The organism is Collinsella aerofaciens (assembly GCF_039758815.1).
In the GTDB taxonomy this organism is placed as follows: Bacteria; Actinomycetota; Coriobacteriia; order Coriobacteriales; family Coriobacteriaceae; genus Collinsella; species Collinsella aerofaciens_BP.
This window is the reverse complement of the sequence record NZ_JBDMSK010000002.1, coordinates 36926-52070: the sequence shown is the minus strand read 5'-3', so window position 1 is coordinate 52070 and position 15145 is coordinate 36926. Positions and strand designations below refer to the sequence as shown.

13 protein-coding genes are annotated in these 15145 nt (G+C 53.7%); 11 read left to right on the top strand and 2 right to left on the bottom strand.

The features are described 5' to 3' along the window. The first annotated feature begins 116 nt into the window (after window positions 1-116). The 5 genes from ABHT90_RS01785 to ABHT90_RS01765 all read left to right on the top strand — a co-directional run bounded on the left by ABHT90_RS01785 (window position 117) and on the right by ABHT90_RS01765 (window position 4733). Entirely contained in the window at window positions 117-395 is a 279-nt protein-coding gene (locus ABHT90_RS01785) for an autorepressor SdpR family transcription factor (protein WP_117794490.1), read from the top strand. Next, entirely contained in the window at window positions 388-1092 is a 705-nt protein-coding gene (locus tag ABHT90_RS01780; RefSeq protein WP_270226768.1) for an SdpI family protein, read from the top strand. Before ABHT90_RS01785 ends, ABHT90_RS01780 begins: the two co-directional genes overlap by 8 nt. Window positions 1093-1275: 183 nt before the next feature. Continuing rightward, window positions 1276-2955, top strand: a complete 1680-nt coding sequence (ettA, locus tag ABHT90_RS01775; protein ID WP_346981392.1) for an energy-dependent translational throttle protein EttA — start codon at window positions 1276-1278, stop codon at window positions 2953-2955. Between the two features lie 280 nt (window positions 2956-3235). Next, on the top strand, window positions 3236-4363 hold the full coding sequence (locus ABHT90_RS01770; RefSeq protein WP_161144873.1) for a hypothetical protein: 1128 nt from the start codon (window positions 3236-3238) through the stop codon (window positions 4361-4363). 31 nt (window positions 4364-4394) lie between these two features. Further along, window positions 4395-4733 (top strand): hypothetical protein, encoded by a 339-nt coding sequence (locus tag ABHT90_RS01765; protein ID WP_195245735.1) that lies wholly within the window; start codon window positions 4395-4397, stop codon window positions 4731-4733. 10 nt (window positions 4734-4743) lie between these two features. Here ABHT90_RS01765 and ABHT90_RS01760 read toward each other — a convergent pair whose 3' ends face one another. After that, entirely contained in the window at window positions 4744-6090 is a 1347-nt protein-coding gene (locus ABHT90_RS01760) for a hypothetical protein (RefSeq protein ID WP_346981391.1), read from the bottom strand. Window positions 6091-6228: 138 nt separating this feature from the next. Further along, entirely contained in the window at window positions 6229-7182 is a 954-nt protein-coding gene (locus tag ABHT90_RS01755; protein WP_161144876.1) for a hypothetical protein, read from the bottom strand. A 495-nt stretch (window positions 7183-7677) separates the two neighbouring features. Between ABHT90_RS01755 and ABHT90_RS01750 the strand changes: the two genes are divergently transcribed. The 6 genes from ABHT90_RS01750 (at window position 7678) to ABHT90_RS01725 (ending at window position 15044) form a co-directional block, all read left to right on the top strand. Further along, complete coding sequence (locus ABHT90_RS01750; protein WP_055251466.1) at window positions 7678-7959, top strand: DUF2087 domain-containing protein; 282 nt, start codon at window positions 7678-7680, stop codon at window positions 7957-7959. Continuing rightward, window positions 7937-8596: an MFS transporter gene (locus ABHT90_RS01745; RefSeq protein WP_346981557.1), complete on the top strand. Its 660-nt coding sequence runs from the start codon at window positions 7937-7939 to the stop codon at window positions 8594-8596. Before ABHT90_RS01750 ends, ABHT90_RS01745 begins: the two co-directional genes overlap by 23 nt. Beyond that, complete coding sequence (locus ABHT90_RS01740; protein ID WP_346981390.1) at window positions 8575-9120, top strand: MFS transporter; 546 nt, start codon at window positions 8575-8577, stop codon at window positions 9118-9120. The genes ABHT90_RS01745 and ABHT90_RS01740 overlap by 22 nt, the downstream gene beginning before the upstream one ends. A 7-nt stretch (window positions 9121-9127) precedes the next feature. Further along, window positions 9128-11275: a B12-binding domain-containing radical SAM protein gene (locus ABHT90_RS01735; protein ID WP_346981389.1), complete on the top strand. Its 2148-nt coding sequence runs from the start codon at window positions 9128-9130 to the stop codon at window positions 11273-11275. Window positions 11276-11761: 486 nt separating this feature from the next. After that, window positions 11762-13762, top strand: coding sequence for an NAD(+) synthase (locus tag ABHT90_RS01730; protein ID WP_346981388.1), 2001 nt, complete (start codon window positions 11762-11764; stop codon window positions 13760-13762). Between the two features lie 118 nt (window positions 13763-13880). Continuing rightward, a complete protein-coding gene (locus ABHT90_RS01725) occupies window positions 13881-15044 on the top strand; it encodes a pyridoxal phosphate-dependent aminotransferase (RefSeq protein WP_346981387.1) in 1164 nt (387 codons plus the stop codon). Window positions 15045-15145: the final 101 nt, after the last annotated feature.

The following is a 15145-nucleotide window of genomic DNA, read 5'->3' as shown; positions in this document are numbered from 1 at the left end:
AGGTTGCGATGGCGTTTACTTTGATGTGGTTTGAAGCATTGCGATTAGATAATTAGACAAACATCTAAATATCGAGTATAGTGTGCGCGTCATGAGAGATGATGAGAGGAGGTCTTATGCCGGGAGAGGGTTTTAAGGCGCTGGCCGATCCTACACGGCGTCACATTTTGGAACTGCTGCGCGAGGGCAATTGCACGGCCGGGGAGCTTGCCGAGCATTTTGACATCAGCAAGCCGTCATTGAGCCATCACTTGGCGACGCTCAAAAACGCCGGGTTGGTGACCGACGAGCGCCATGGCCAAAACATCGTATACAGCTTAAACACCACCGTCATGCAGGACTTGATCGGTTGGTTTATGGGCTTTACAAACACGGAAGGTGATAAGGATGAATAACGAAAACAAGGGCATTCACGCCACGGGGGTATCGCGGCGTGTGTGGATTGCGCTGATCGCTCTGTGCGTCGCCAATGTCGTAGTGCACCTCATAGTGATGCCGAGCTTGCCTGCGCAGATTCCCACGCACTGGGGAGCGAACGGCGCCGTCGACGGTTGGGGCCCTAGCTGGATGGCCTCCGCGCTCGGCGTGCTGCCTCTGGCACTTCTTGCAATGTTCCGCGTGGTGCCGCACATCGATCCCAAAGGTGAGGCATATCGAACCTCGGGCAAGTTCTATCAGGGCTTCGTAATCGCCTTTACCTTGTTCATGTGTGCCGTAAGCTGGCTGGGAGAGCTTACGGTCTGGGGCGTGGTGCCGGCGGTCGGTTCGGTCAACGTGCTGATTTCCGGTGCTATCGGTTTGCTGTTCATCGGCGTAGGCAACTACTTGCCGCGTGTGAAGCAGAACTATACGCTCGGTATCAAGACACCTTGGGCGCTTGCCGATCCCGAGAACTGGCGCCGTACGCAGCGTTTTGGCGGCGCCTGCTTTATGGTGCTGGGTATTGGCCTGATTGTGATGGGCGTGGCAGGCAGCGTGCTTTCGAGTGAAGTCGTCGCCGCGGTGATTGCGGTTCTGGCGTTTGGTTCGGTTGGAGCCGTCTACGTCTACTCGTATCTGTTGTGGCGCAAATCGCAGCGAGCCGCTCGTTAAGGTTGCGGAAAACTAGCGTACGCAGTTCATAGTATGTTCCGGGGGACTTTTCCCAGGTAGTATTAGGGGCGTGGGCAACCATGCCCCTTTTTCGTTAAGTTTCAGAGCTGGTTTCCTCATTTCGTTTCCACTAAAGCGAATCAAGAATAGGGAAACAGCAGGTAGAAAGGATAGAACAGACATATGGCGGAGTTTATCTACCAGATGCATCAGGCTCGCAAGGCCCATGGCGACAAGGTAATCCTTGACGACGTGACCCTGAGCTTCTACCCCGGTGCCAAGATCGGCGTCGTGGGCCCCAACGGTATGGGCAAGTCGACCCTGCTCAAGATCATGGCCGGTATCGAGGAGGTCTCCAACGGCGATGCCAGGCTCACCCCCGGCTACACCGTGGGCATCCTGCAGCAGGAGCCGCCGCTCGACGATGACAAGACCGTCATCGAGAACGTGCGCATGGCGTTTGGCGACATGATCGCCAAGGTCGATCGCTTCAACAAGATCGGCGAGGAGATGTGCGACCCGGACTGCGACATGGACGCCCTCATGGCCGAGATGGGCAAGCTCCAGGACGAGATCGATGCCGCCGACGGCTGGGATATCGATTCCAAGCTCGGCCAGGCCATGGACGCCCTGCAGCTGCCCGATTCCGACATGCCGGTCAACGTGCTTTCCGGCGGCGAGCGCCGTCGTGTTGCCCTGTGCAAGCTGCTGCTCGAGGCTCCCGACCTGCTGCTGCTCGACGAGCCCACGAACCACCTGGACGCCGAGTCGATCCTGTGGCTCGAGCACTTCCTGCATAACTATCAGGGCGCGGTGCTTGCCGTCACACACGATCGCTACTTCCTGGATAACGTTGCCGAGTGGATCTGCGAGGTCGACCGCGGTCACCTTTATCCCTACAAGGGCAACTACTCCACGTATCTGGAGACCAAGGCCGCGCGTATCGAGGCGCAGGGCAACCGTGACGCCAAGCTCGCCAAGCGCATGGAGGCCGAGCTCGAGTGGGTACGCAGTTCACCCAAGGCTCGCCAGGCCAAGAACAAGGCTCGTCTGGCTCGCTACGAGGAGATGGAGGCCGAGGCCCGCGCAAGCCAGAAGCTCGACTGGACCGATATCCGCATCCCTGTGGGCCCGCGTCTGGGCAACAAGGTGCTCGAGGCCCATCACCTGCACAAGGAGTTCGACGGTCGCGTGCTCATCGATGACCTTTCGTTCACCCTGCCGCGCAACGGCATCGTGGGCGTGATCGGCCCCAACGGTGTCGGTAAGACCACGCTGTTCAAGACGATTGTGGGTCTGGAGCCGCTGACTTCGGGCGAGCTCGAGGTGGGCGAGACCGTCAAGATTAGCTACGTTGATCAGAACCGCTCCGGCATCGACCCCGACAAGAACCTGTGGGAGGTCGTCTCGGACGGCCTGGACCACATGATGGTCGGCGAGACCGAGGTCCCGAGCCGCGCCTATGTGGCGAGCTTTGGCTTTAAGGGCCAGGACCAGCAGAAGCGCGCTGGCGTACTCTCCGGTGGCGAGCGCAACCGTCTGAACCTGGCACTCACGCTCAAGCAGGGCGGCAACCTGCTGCTCCTCGACGAGCCCACGAACGACCTCGACGTCGAGACGCTGTCCTCGCTCGAGGCGGCGCTGCTCGAGTTCCCGGGCTGCTCGGTGGTCATTAGCCACGACCGTATGTTCCTGGACCGCGTCGCCACGCACATTCTGGCGTGGGAGGGCACCGACGAGAATCCGGGCAACTGGTATTGGTTCGAGGGTAATTTCGAGGCCTATCAGGCCAACCGCATCGAGCGCCTGGGCGAGGACGCGGCCCAGCCGCATCGTATTCACCGTAAGCTGACGCGCGACTAGTAGCAAGTAGAAAGGCCGCCACCAAGGGCGGCCTTTCTTGTAGCAATTGCACTGCAGCTATGCCCTGGCTGCTGGTTTGATTCATAATCAAAGTTATCTCTTTGGGATTAAAGCCCGTTTTTGCTATGAGCGATTTTCTAATTCCGTTTAAAACGTAAAGACGCATTGGGTTGCAAGGACATAAGCAAATCGAATTGAAATATAACCAGTGCTGTAACGTTACAAAAAAGATTATAGAATAGGAGTACCTTATAAGTCGCTTCTCTAGAAAGAAGAACATATGCTTTCGCGTCGTCGTTTTCTGCAACTTGTCGCGTCTTCAATTGTCGCCTTAGCCGCACGTCCGAAAGAGGTTTTTGCTTCGACGGGCAATATTGATGGTGAGCAGATACAATTTACTTCTGAAATTGCGCAAGAGCTTGCCGATAAATATATAAAGGGACTCCTCGGCTATTCGTATACGCCTTCTGACCCTATTCCTTTTGTAGATGTTGATGGGTCCCCGCTTGGTTACATTGTTCCGGTTGTGACATCCAATAGAGCCGCGGGCTATTTGGTTTTAGATGCTTCAGATGATGAAATACTTACGGGATATCGTTTTGGAGACGGCTTAGTCAGCCCTATGGATCGGGGAGGAGATCTTGGTGTCGAGTCTTATTCTTTCAATAACCCAGTCGTAATGATCAATCCATTCGAATTCGGCGTGCAATCTTTGGACGGTTCAATAACAACAAATTGCGGAAGAACAATCCCGGCTGTTTCCATAGAAGGACGGCCTGTCGTTTTATCGAATAAACCTTCAAGCTGGAACGATGTTGTAATTTACGCAACTCAAATGCAGGATTACACAGTATCTGGATTTCGTTCCATTTCTCAGTTTATGTCATATGATGAAAGCGAGATTAAGAGGCTTACCGCCCACTATGCTTGTATGGTGACAGCTTTTTCGAACGTTGCGGAACTGTATGGCATTGCCAATTTATATAGCGACCCTTCGCAATATATGCAGATATGGAGTTACACCAATACCCATGCTCTTTCCGATGAAGAACAGACTGTTCCCGGCGTTGTTTTGGGTGGAACGCCGATATCAACCTGTGCAACGGGGTTTACAAATTACTGCGCAAGCAGAGGAAGTACTCTTATCGCCCGCACTGTCTCCTCTCCGGCTATCGCGAGCATTCAAAATGAGATTAACTCTAATAGACCGAATGTTTTACATGCGAGTTTGTACAACGGATCAGCCCATTCTGTAACAGCGGAGGCTTACGCCACACTTACTGGTAAGAAAACTGGAGAGACAAGGCAGATGATTGGCATAGCGGACGGCTGGAATTCATCTTTATCCTTCCTGAAGTATGATCAGAGCTATTATGCGTGGACTTATGGAACGACTTTTTCGAAGTAGGGCGATTCGTCTAGCCCTGTCTTTGGTGCTGATGGCTTCATTGGTGGGCTGTTCAACAAAGGAAGAGATATCGCGCGGAGGTTCCGGAGAAGTGACTGCGACAGACTCAGGTTCATTAGAAATAGCTGGCGGGCATGCCGATGTGATGTTACAAGGAAAAGGCGTGCTTAGGTCGGTTGATGCTGAAGACGCTGTCTGCTCAATAGAGGATTTAAAGACAGGTGAAACTGCACCGTACCGAGTCTCAGATAATGCTGCGAATATGATTGAGTCGATACCGACTGGAGCGCAGGTTTCTTTTAGATACTTTGCTCCGCAACTTGAGGATGAGCTTGCTTCTCTGGTGTCTATATGCACCGATGACAACTAAAAGGCCTTTTTTACTCGACCGGGGCTTCGACCTTGTCGATGACCCAGGTGGCTCCGAGGCCGCCGGTGGTGTTGCGGCGGATGCGCACGGTGACTTCGTGGCGCTCGCCGGCCTGCGTGTAGTGCAGGGGGAAGCTTGCGCGGTTTCGCGCGGCCTCGATGGTACCGCGCTCGCGGGCGATCCAGTAGTACTCGCCGACGATACCGAGCGTGTCGGCGCCGTAGGGGAGATAGGTCGATAGCTCGTGCAGAAGCGGGCCGGGGCAGAAGACCTCGGTTGCGAAATCGATGGGGAAGTCCTTGGGGATGGTCGGTGCTGCGGGTGCGGGGGCCGGTGCTGCAGCGGGGGCCGGAGACGGTGCCGGTGCGGGAATTTGTTCGCAAACAGCGGCGGGCACGGATTCGATGACGGGTGCGGGCTCCGGCGTCGCTTCCGGCTTGATCGTGGAATCTGCGGGCTCCGGCGTCGTCTTCGGCTTGGTTGTGGAATCTGCGGGCTTCACGGTGACGGGCGCGTCTGCAACTGCGGTTTCAACCTCAACCTGCGTCGCGTTCTCGTTCTCGACGCTCGACTTTGCCTCGATGGGCGTGGATGCCATGGTGGTGATGCCGGCGTTTGCGTTCTCGGGGTCATAGACGACCGTGAGCGAGATGGCGGGCTGCGGCGTCTCGGGCTCCGGCGCCGACTCGGTAGCGCCTTGATCGTCGGGCTCGTCGGGCTGATCGTCCTCGGTCTCGTCGCCAAAGACATCGCTGTTTTGGAACGCAGGCGTTTCGGGCTGGTCAGCGGCTTCTTCGGTTGTCGACTTGGGAGCTTCGTTGAGCTCCGCAGTGGCTTCCTGCTCGGATATGACTTCGGGATCGGTCGTGGCGGTGATTTCGGTGTCGGCTTCTGCCGTTACCTCAATAGCGACTTCGATCTCTGCCTCGGGCTCGGGCTCCGGAGCGACTTCGGCCACGGGCTCGGGCTCGGCGCGCTTAACGTGCTTGGGGCGCACGGCCTTGAGGTCCTTCTCGCCGCGCTTTTTCTTTTTGTAGGACTGCTTGGCACCCTTGGCAGCCTTGGGCTTGTCCTCGCCCTTGGCAAGGGCGGCATCCCAGGCCTCGTTGGCGATGAGCGTGGCATACAGGCGACCGCCCTTAAAGACGGTCAGCCTTATGCAGTCGTCGAGCTCCTCGAGCAGCTCGCGCGTGGACTCGAAGCCCAGGTCATAAGCGGCCATGTCACCAGCAGCGAGCGCCTCCTCGACCTGCGTCATAAACGTTTGCTTGCCGCACCCAATCGCATCACGCAGCAGACGATACAGATAGATGTGGTTGCCCAGCGATAGCGTGGGCTTAACTATTGTCTTGCTCATGGCAAATCTCCTCTTTACACACCAAAGCATCTTACCATCGCGCGGGGCTTGCTACCTCGGCGCCCAAGGCAAACGGGCGCGACCGTTGCCGGTTCGCGCCCGTTATACAGGTCGATTATCTATGAGGGGCAAACGTGCTTAGTTGCCCGATGCCGTGCCTTGGCTCGAGCTGTCAGATGCCGTGCCGGACGCGGTTCCACTCGAGCTGTTCGAGTTGCTGGTGTTGCTGCTGTCTGCTGAGCCCGTTCCCGACGTGGTGTCGCTCGTCTGGTCGCCCGTGCTCGGTTGAGAGCCGTCAGTCGTTTGGCTTGAGTCGGTTGTGCCGGATTGCGTACCGTTGTTGTTCACAGAAGAATCGGCGCCCTGCGACTGATCGGGGGTGTTCGAGGACGAGTCGGTGGATGCGGAGGTGCCCTGCGAGTCGTCCTGCTGGCTTTGCGATTGACCAGTGCTGTCCGCGTCGTGCTCGGTCGTGCGTGACGACAGAATCGGCTCGGGACGCTCGCCCAGACCCTCACCGGCGGTGGTGATAAGGATGGCAGCGGTGCAGGCGATAACCGCGACGATGGCGATGGCGATCGAGAAGATGATGACCTTCTTTTGCGTCTGGCTGCGCTCTGCCGCCGCCTTGGCGCGCAGGCTGTCGGGGGCGACGCGCGCCGTGGTCGCGCGCCCTGCAATCTGGCGCATCTCCTGGGTAGTCGCGGCGCCGCCTAAGTGCTCCTCGGCATTTAATTCAACGGGTTCATAGGCGCCGGCGGGGTAGTCGACGGTGGCGTGCGTACCTTTGAGGGCTTCGGCGCTGGCAGAGATAAAGTGGCGGTAGACCTGCGAGGACACAACGGTGATGACCGAGCTCACGGCGGCACCGATCACCGATCCGGCGATACCGATCTTGGAGGCAAGCGCGACGCTCGTGGCGGCAGCTGCGGCGCCGGCGATGATTTGGGGAATGGAAATGTCGTCAAACAGGCCCTTTTTGGGCGCGATGGCCATGGTCTGTCCGATGGAATGGTTCTCGTGCACGCCGTTGTTGAGCGATGCCGGCGTCATGACGCGCGTGCGCGGCGCGTCGGTGTACTTGGTTGTCATACGGGGTCCTCCCGGTGTAAATCTGCTTCGTTTCGTGTAGCCATCAGGGTACCCACCAGATGTGAATCGTACGTGACATTTAACAGATACCATCAACTCATCAAGGGGGGGCTTGCTGTCTTTGGTGCAATAGCTTGATGCTAAACTGGATTTACGATTGCGAGGTGGTTTACGTGATGTACCCGTATATGACATTCGAAGACGGTACCGAGGTCGTTCATTCTGACCTGATTGCAGATGAGGATATCGAAAAGGTTGTCGTGCATTTTGAACGACCGACGGCAGAGGGCTTCGACTCCGCTCGCTGTGAGTTGCCTTCCTGTTCGTGGACTGACTGGGAAGGGCATTTTACTCAGAGTGAAAAACGAGCTTTCGAAGAGTGTTTGAGCAAATCATTTAGATTAGTTCGAGTTTAGTTCGAATAAAGAAGCCGAATGCGATGACCTAAAGCGTATGCATTTTTAGTATTAGATGCGTATGAAATGGAGGATGTGAATGGATGAGCTAATAGACTTTAAAAAACGATTTCTCAAGAATGGCGAGCTGGTTTCAATTCCAAAAAAGGAAAGCTATAAAAGAATCATGCTGCTATGGGCCGTCTCTTTCTTTGAATTAAATACAAGTTATACGGAGCTTCAGGTTAATCGTGTGCTGTCACAGCTCTATCCTGATTATGCCGTGTTGAGGCGGTACTTGGTTGATTATGGATTCCTATTAAGGGATGAACGAGGCCTGAAATACGAGGTTAATCGTGATGTTCACGGTATTGAGAGCTAGCCATCCGGTTCGGGTCCTATATATTGCTAGAGGGATAAGCGAAATAGGCAATTGGTGTGCGAATATTGCTTTGCCAATGCTGATTTACGAGGTAACTCACGATGTTTCTGCAACTGCTTTGATGGTCTGCTGCAGATTTGCCCCCTCTCTGTTTTCAGTTTCGCTCGCGCAGCTGCCTCAGAAGATGGGTATCGGGACACTGCAGGCCATGAGATTGGCAGACTTAATTCGCGCGGGATTATTCGTTTGCTATATTTTTGTTGATAGTAAATGGAGTATGTTTGCTATTACGTGCGCGGTATCGCTTTGCCGAACGGTTGAAATGCCCTGCTTTTACTCGTTGTTAAGAGCCAATACGAATAGTATCAATCGCGACGTAATTAATAATTCGTTTGGGTTTCTGCAGAATTTGATGATGGTTCTGGGGCCAGTTGCCGGCGGTTTTGTTGTCGCTCAATTTGGGGCGGAGGCTGTTCTTGCATTAGACGCGCTTTCTTTTGCCGCGTCGTTCTGGTTGCTGCGAGATGTTCCGTCGGTTATCGAGGTTAATGATAAAGAGGGGATAAGCAAAAATGAAAAAACAGGACTGCATTTAGTGATCTTAGCGCGAAGCACTTGGCAATTGGTTTCCTATTAATCGATATTTCTAGTGGCGTGGCATTCGGCTCTCTGAATTCTCTTTTGCCAGCTATAGCGCAATTGCAATTTGACTCGTCATCGATACAATATGGATTCCTTCAGAGTAGTCTTACAATCGGACTGTTGTTCGGAAATACAATATATGGTCGTTTAATTAGTGGTTCCGATTGCGTTAAATCATATTGTTTTGTGACGTATCTTGCGCTCGGTGCGTATCTGGCGTTTGGCTATCGTTATGCGTCTGGGATATCGTTTATTTTCCTTTTTATCGTCGGTGCCGGAAACGCCATTCAAGATGTGCTTCTCATAACATCGCTGCAGGATTTGGCGAGAGACGAATCTGAATCGATAAGCCTGTTTTCAATTAGGGAGTCTTTGCAATCGGTTGCTGTTGTTATTTCAACACTCCTTGTTTCGCTGTTCACGAGCACCGCGATGTTCTCAATTCTCGTTACAGGACTTGGTGTATTTTCAATTATGATGGTAGCTGCGTTTCAATTGAATTATTTGCGAAAGATGTGACGTTGATATGCCTAAAACGCTTTTAGTATTTCCCCCAGGATGGAGTCCAGTGGGGCCGTATCTTGCCTTGCCTGTTTTGAAGTCATATCTTCAAGAGGTTGAACAATATAAAGTTGACATTGTTGACTTAAACGTGGAATTTTACGATGACCTCCTATCTTTTAGACATGTCGAAGAGTGCTGTAAAAGGTATCGGGAATCAAAGGATTCGTTTAGTTCGAATGTTCAATTAACAATCGAGTTGATACAAAAGTCAGCACTTAATGTTGACGAGGCAAAAGATATTTTCAGATCGAAGAGATACTTTAATCTAAAAGAAAGACAATATGCTGAAAACATTTTTAGAAATGCACTCTATATCATAAATCACGTCTCGTATGGAGTTAAATACACGTTCAACTCCATAGATCTGCCCTATGATTATTATTCGACACCAGAAATAATGAAATCGCTTGCGGATACCTTGCATAATCCGTTTATTTCCTTCTATGAAACTGCCTTTCTTAAGCGTATTCAGAGGGAAAAAATTGAGTTTATTGGGATTTCGGTGAGCGGCTGTTTCCAATTGATTTCTGCAGTTACGTTAGCGAAACTGATTAAAGAAGAATGTCCATCTGTTAAACACGTCTCATTGGGCGGCAATTACATTACTCGTTTAGCAGATGACTGCATGAAAGAATGGCATCCCTTTTTTGAATACATTGATTCGATAATGATGTATGACGGCGAAGAGCCGCTTGCACGTCTTCTTGAGGCTCTTGACTCCGGTGATGACAATCTCGACTGTGTTCCAAACCTTTGCCATGCTAAAGGTGGAAAGATATATAAAAACCATCGGATTGAGCAAACATTTATCAACGATACAGTTCCCGATTTCGATGGCTTCGCCCTTTCTAAATACTTCATGCCTGAGTTAATATTGCCGGTTTATTCCTCTAGGCAGTGTTTTAATCATTGCGCCTTCTGCACCATTCCCGGTGCTACCGGTGGTTGTTACCGAAAGATGCCTATATCGAGAGTATTTGAAATAATGTGTCGGTTAAATGAAAAATACGGCACGAGAGTTTTCTCTTTTGTGGATGAAACATTCGAAGGCAAAAGAATGGAGCAACTCGCGGATGAAATAAACGCATCGGGAAAAACGTTTTTCTGGCATGGAGAAACGAGGTTCTCTCCAACCCTAAGTACAGACGTTTTCAACAAGATATACCAAAGTGGATGTAGGCAGATTCAGTTTGGCCTCGAGTCATACAACCAAAGAGTTCTTGATCTAATGAAGAAGAACACGAGAGTTGATTGGATTGATCGCAATATCCATGATTGTCTCAATGCGGGTATTCCTGTTCATCTATTCTTTATGATTGGCTTCCCGACCGAAACTAAAGAAGAGGCTCTGAACACCTTAGCTTATACAGAGAATGTTTTGAATTATTCAAAACAGGTATGTGGTGTTCCATATTCCACGAGAGGATTTACGAATTTTGGTCTCGTTATGGGGTCGGATGTTTGGAATCATCCCGATAAGTATGGTGTCTCTGTAATGCCGAAGTCCCAATATGAGGATTTGCGCCTCGAAGTGGATTATGTTTCAGGCACTGGTTTAACTTTAAATGAAGCAAAATCCTTATCTGATGAGCATCATATTGATTTTTATATGCAAGAGGTCATAAACGGTAGCGACACAATTGACTTGCCCCAGCGGCTTCATATTTCAGAGGTGACCTGGATCCTAGATTCTATTCACGCTGTCAGGTATAAGGGACATTTGACCAAAGTAAAGCGACGGCTAACTAGTCTAAATCCAGCTGATCGAATCTGGCTGGATTCCAAGACCTCTGTCGTGCTCGTTGAGCCATTTGCCTACTTCTATAATTCTGAATACCATCATGTCTATGCTGTTTCCCAGTTGGTATACCTTAAGTTGGCCCGTTTATTGGAGGCCGATTGTAGCATTTCTCTTATCCTTGATCAGGGCGACCTCGAGCTGACAAGGGCGATAGAAGAACTGTTGCATTATGGATTGCTGAATACAAATATCGATGCCGATTATGTAATGCACGATAATGGTTTTCAATTGGTTAAAAGTTCGTTTGTGAAAGAAGTCGGACGCTCAAAAGAGGGGGTTAAGAGTACTGCTGAGTTGTGCCACCCATAGAATGTGTGCGGTTAATGATTTTTCGTTCGCTTTGCTTTCGTTGTTTGAAAAGCCGATTACTAAGAACGAGGTGCGCGACATTTTGAAAAAAGAGGGACTATCGGCAAGCGAGGAGCAATTAAACAAGTTGGGTGATAATTGCATGAAAGCAGATATACTACAATTGATTAAATAGAGGAGGTTTCTGCATGGACGTTATTAACAAAGATCTCTTGGAGCAACTGAAAGAGTTTCAGGAAGAGGGCGTCGTGGTAGAAGTGTTCGACTTTGAGGACTACACGGATAAATTCTGCCATTAGTTTCGGAATTTACTCGCCTCGCTTAAAGGAGAAGTCGATTATCGATTCTCCTTTTTTAACTAAAGATATTTTTGAACTACATGCTCTTAGCACAGGTTGGCCTCTCAGTAAACTGGGAGGTTGCTTTGGCTAGTTAGAGATATGTGAACGTCCGTTAGACTGAATCTCAGGGTAGAAGGGGCCTCCAGTGTCCAGATCAACAAGGCAATGCTGCGTTTCGGCTAATAAGAGCGATGGCTTTTTGCGTGTGGCGGCGGCCTCGCCGCGGATTCGCGTGGCCGATGTCGAGGGCAATGCCGAGGTTGCGCTGGCGGCTGTTCGCGAGGCTACCGAGCGCGGCGTTCGCGCGCTGGTGCTGCCCGAGCTTAACCTGACCGGCTATACCGCGGCCGACTTGTTCCATAACCGCACGCTGCTGCATGCCTGCGAAGCAGCGCTGGTGCACATACTCGATGAAACCCGTGAGCTGCCGATCGTCTTTACCGTTGGCTTGCCCGTTGCGGTGGCTGAAAATATCTACAACTGCGCGGCCGTGTGCTGTGCGGGCGAGCTTTTGGGCCTCACGGCCAAGAAGTATCTGCCCAACTATGGCGAGTTCTATGAGCGTCGCTGGTTTGTTCCGGCGCCTGCGGATCCCGTGTGGGTTGAATTTGCCGGTCAGGGTCCGGTTCCGCTGGGTTCGGGGCTTATCTACCGTTGCTGTGATGAGGGTGCCGAGGATATGGTGCTGGGCGTTGAGGTCTGTGAGGACCTGTGGGTGCCGGCGCCGCCTTCGACCGAGATGGCGCTTGCCGGTGCGACGGTGATTCTCAACCCGTCGGCTTCGGACGAAATCATCGGTAAGGCAGACTATCGCCGCAGCCTTATCTCCAATCAGAGCGCACGCCTGTACTGTGCCTATGCCTATGCAGACGCGAGCGAGGGCGAGTCCACGACCGATATGGTCTTTGCGGGCGAGAACCTCGTCTACGAAAACGGCTCGAAGCTCGCCGCGACCAAACTGCTTACCTGCGATATGGCCGTCGCCGATGTCGATCTTGACCGTCTGGTTGCCGAGCGCCGTCGCTCGACGACGTGGACGCGCGCGGACGATGCGCCGGAGGCCACGACCGTTGAGTTTTCGTTTGAGGGCGTGCTGGCCGAAGAACCTGTCCTGCGCGATGCCTGCGATATCGACCGCGTTTTCCCGCGCGCGCCCTTTGTGCCGGCCGACCACGGCGACTTGGCCGAGCGCTGCGAGACGATCCTCGATCTGCAGACTGCGGGCCTCAAGACCCGCCTTGCCCACACGGGTACCAAGGTTGCGGTTATCGGCCTTTCGGGCGGCTTGGACTCCACGCTAGCGCTGCTTGTGACCGTGCGTGCCTTCGATGCACTGGGGCTGCCGCGCACTGGTATCACAGCCGTGTCCATGCCCGGCTTCGGCACGACGCATCGCACCAAGTCGAATGCCGAGTCGCTCGCTCGCGACCTGGGTGTGAGCTTCCGCGAGGTTTCGATCCACGCGGCTGTGGAGCAGCACTTCAAGGACATTGAGCATGATCCGGCCGTGCAGGACGTGACCTACGAGAACAGCCAGGCGCGCGAGCGTACGCAGATTCTGATGGATCTGGCCAACCAGGCTGGCGGTTTTGTCATTGGCACGGGCGACCTGTCGGAGCTGGCGCTCGGCTGGGCTACCTATAACGGCGACCACATGAGCATGTACGCCGTCAACGCGAGCGTGCCCAAGACGCTCGTGCGTCACTTGGTGCGCTATGCCGCCGATGTCTTTGGCGGGCGTATTGCCGAGGTCTTGCTCGATATCCTCGATACGCCGGTGTCCCCCGAGCTTCTGCCGCCCACGGGCGACGGCGAGATTGCGCAGAAGACCGAGGATTTGGTGGGCCCGTACGAGCTGCACGACTACTTCCTCTACTACCTGCTGCGCTTTGGCTTTGAGCCGGGCAAGATCTACCGCATGGCGCTCAAGAGCTTCGAGGGCGTCTACGACGCCAAGACAGTCCACACGTGGTTGCGTACGTTCTATCGTCGCTTCTTTGCCCAGCAGTTTAAGCGCAGCTGCCTGCCCGATGGTCCCAAGGTGGGCTCGGTGACGCTCAGCCCGCGCGGCGATTGGCGTATGCCGAGTGACGCCAGCTCGCGTTTGTGGCTTGCGCAGATCGACGCGCTCAATGCAATTGACTAAGGTTGGCTAAATTGAACCAATACGGGGTTTGCAAGCGTTACACTTTTGCAATCTGATGGCCCGTATCGCGCGGCGCTCTTGTCGGAGCGCCGCGTTTTTTATATCGAAAGGTGGCACCATGCAGGCATCGCAGCGTCTCGATCGCTTTGGCGCGGAGGTCTTCGCCTCGCTCAACAACAAGCTTCTCGCGCTGAAGGCTCAGGGCAAGACCATTTACAACATGAGCGTGGGCACGCCCGACTTTAAGCCGTACGGCCACGTGGTCGATGCGCTCACACAAGCCGCCCAGGATCCAGAGATGTGGAAGTACGCCCTGCGCGACCTGCCCGAACTCAAGCAGGCCGTGTGCGATTACTATGAGCGCCGCTTTGGCGTTTCGGGCATTACGCCGTCCATGGTGCAGTCGTGCAACGGCACACAGGAGGGCGTGGGTCATTTGGGCCTGGCCCTGCTCGACCCGGGTGACACCATTCTGGTTCCCGATCCGTGCTACCCGGTCTTCGAGGCGGGCGCCAAAATCGCCGATGCCAAACTCGAGTACTATCCGTTGGTTGCCGAGCACAATTACCTGCCCTATGTGGCGGGCATCGATCCCGAGGTTGCCGATCGCGCCAAGTATATGATCGTGTCGCTGCCCGCCAACCCGGTGGGCTCGGTGGGTACGCCCGAGATCTACGAGGAGATCATCGCTTTCGCCCGCGAGCACGACCTGCTCATCGTTCACGACAACGCGTACTCCGACATCGTGTTCGACGGCGAGCCGGGCGGAAGCTTTTTGCAGTATCCCGGTGCGCTCGAGGTGGGCGTTGAGTTCTTCTCGCTCTCCAAGTCGTTTAACGTCACCGGTGCGCGTATCGGCTTTTTGGTCGGCCGCGAGGACGTGGTCTCTGCCTTTGCCAAGCTGCGCAGCCAAATCGACTTTGGCATGTTCTTCCCGATCCAGAAGGCCGCCATCGCCTGCCTAAACGGTCCGCGCGATGAGGTCGAGGCGCAGCGTCTGAAGTACCAGGAGCGCCGCGACGCCCTGTGCGACGGTCTTGAGGACTTGGGCTGGGAGCGCCCCAACGCGCATGGCTCTATGTTTGTGTGGGCCAAGCTTCCCGGTGGTCGCACCGATTCCATGGCGTTTTGCGAGGAGCTCATGGAGAAGGCCGGCGTTGTGGTGACGCCGGGTGCGAGCTTTGGTCCTTCGGGCGAGGGGCACGTGCGCATGGCGCTGGTCCTGCCGCCCGACCAGATCGCTTTGGCTGTCGAGGCCATTCGCGAGGCGGGCCTGTATTAGAAAGCTATTTCGGCTCGTCAATAGCTCGAAACCGATTTCGTGCAGTTATTTTACGAATCCTGCAAACAATTTCGGTAAACGGTCGATTTTTGGCTGCGAAT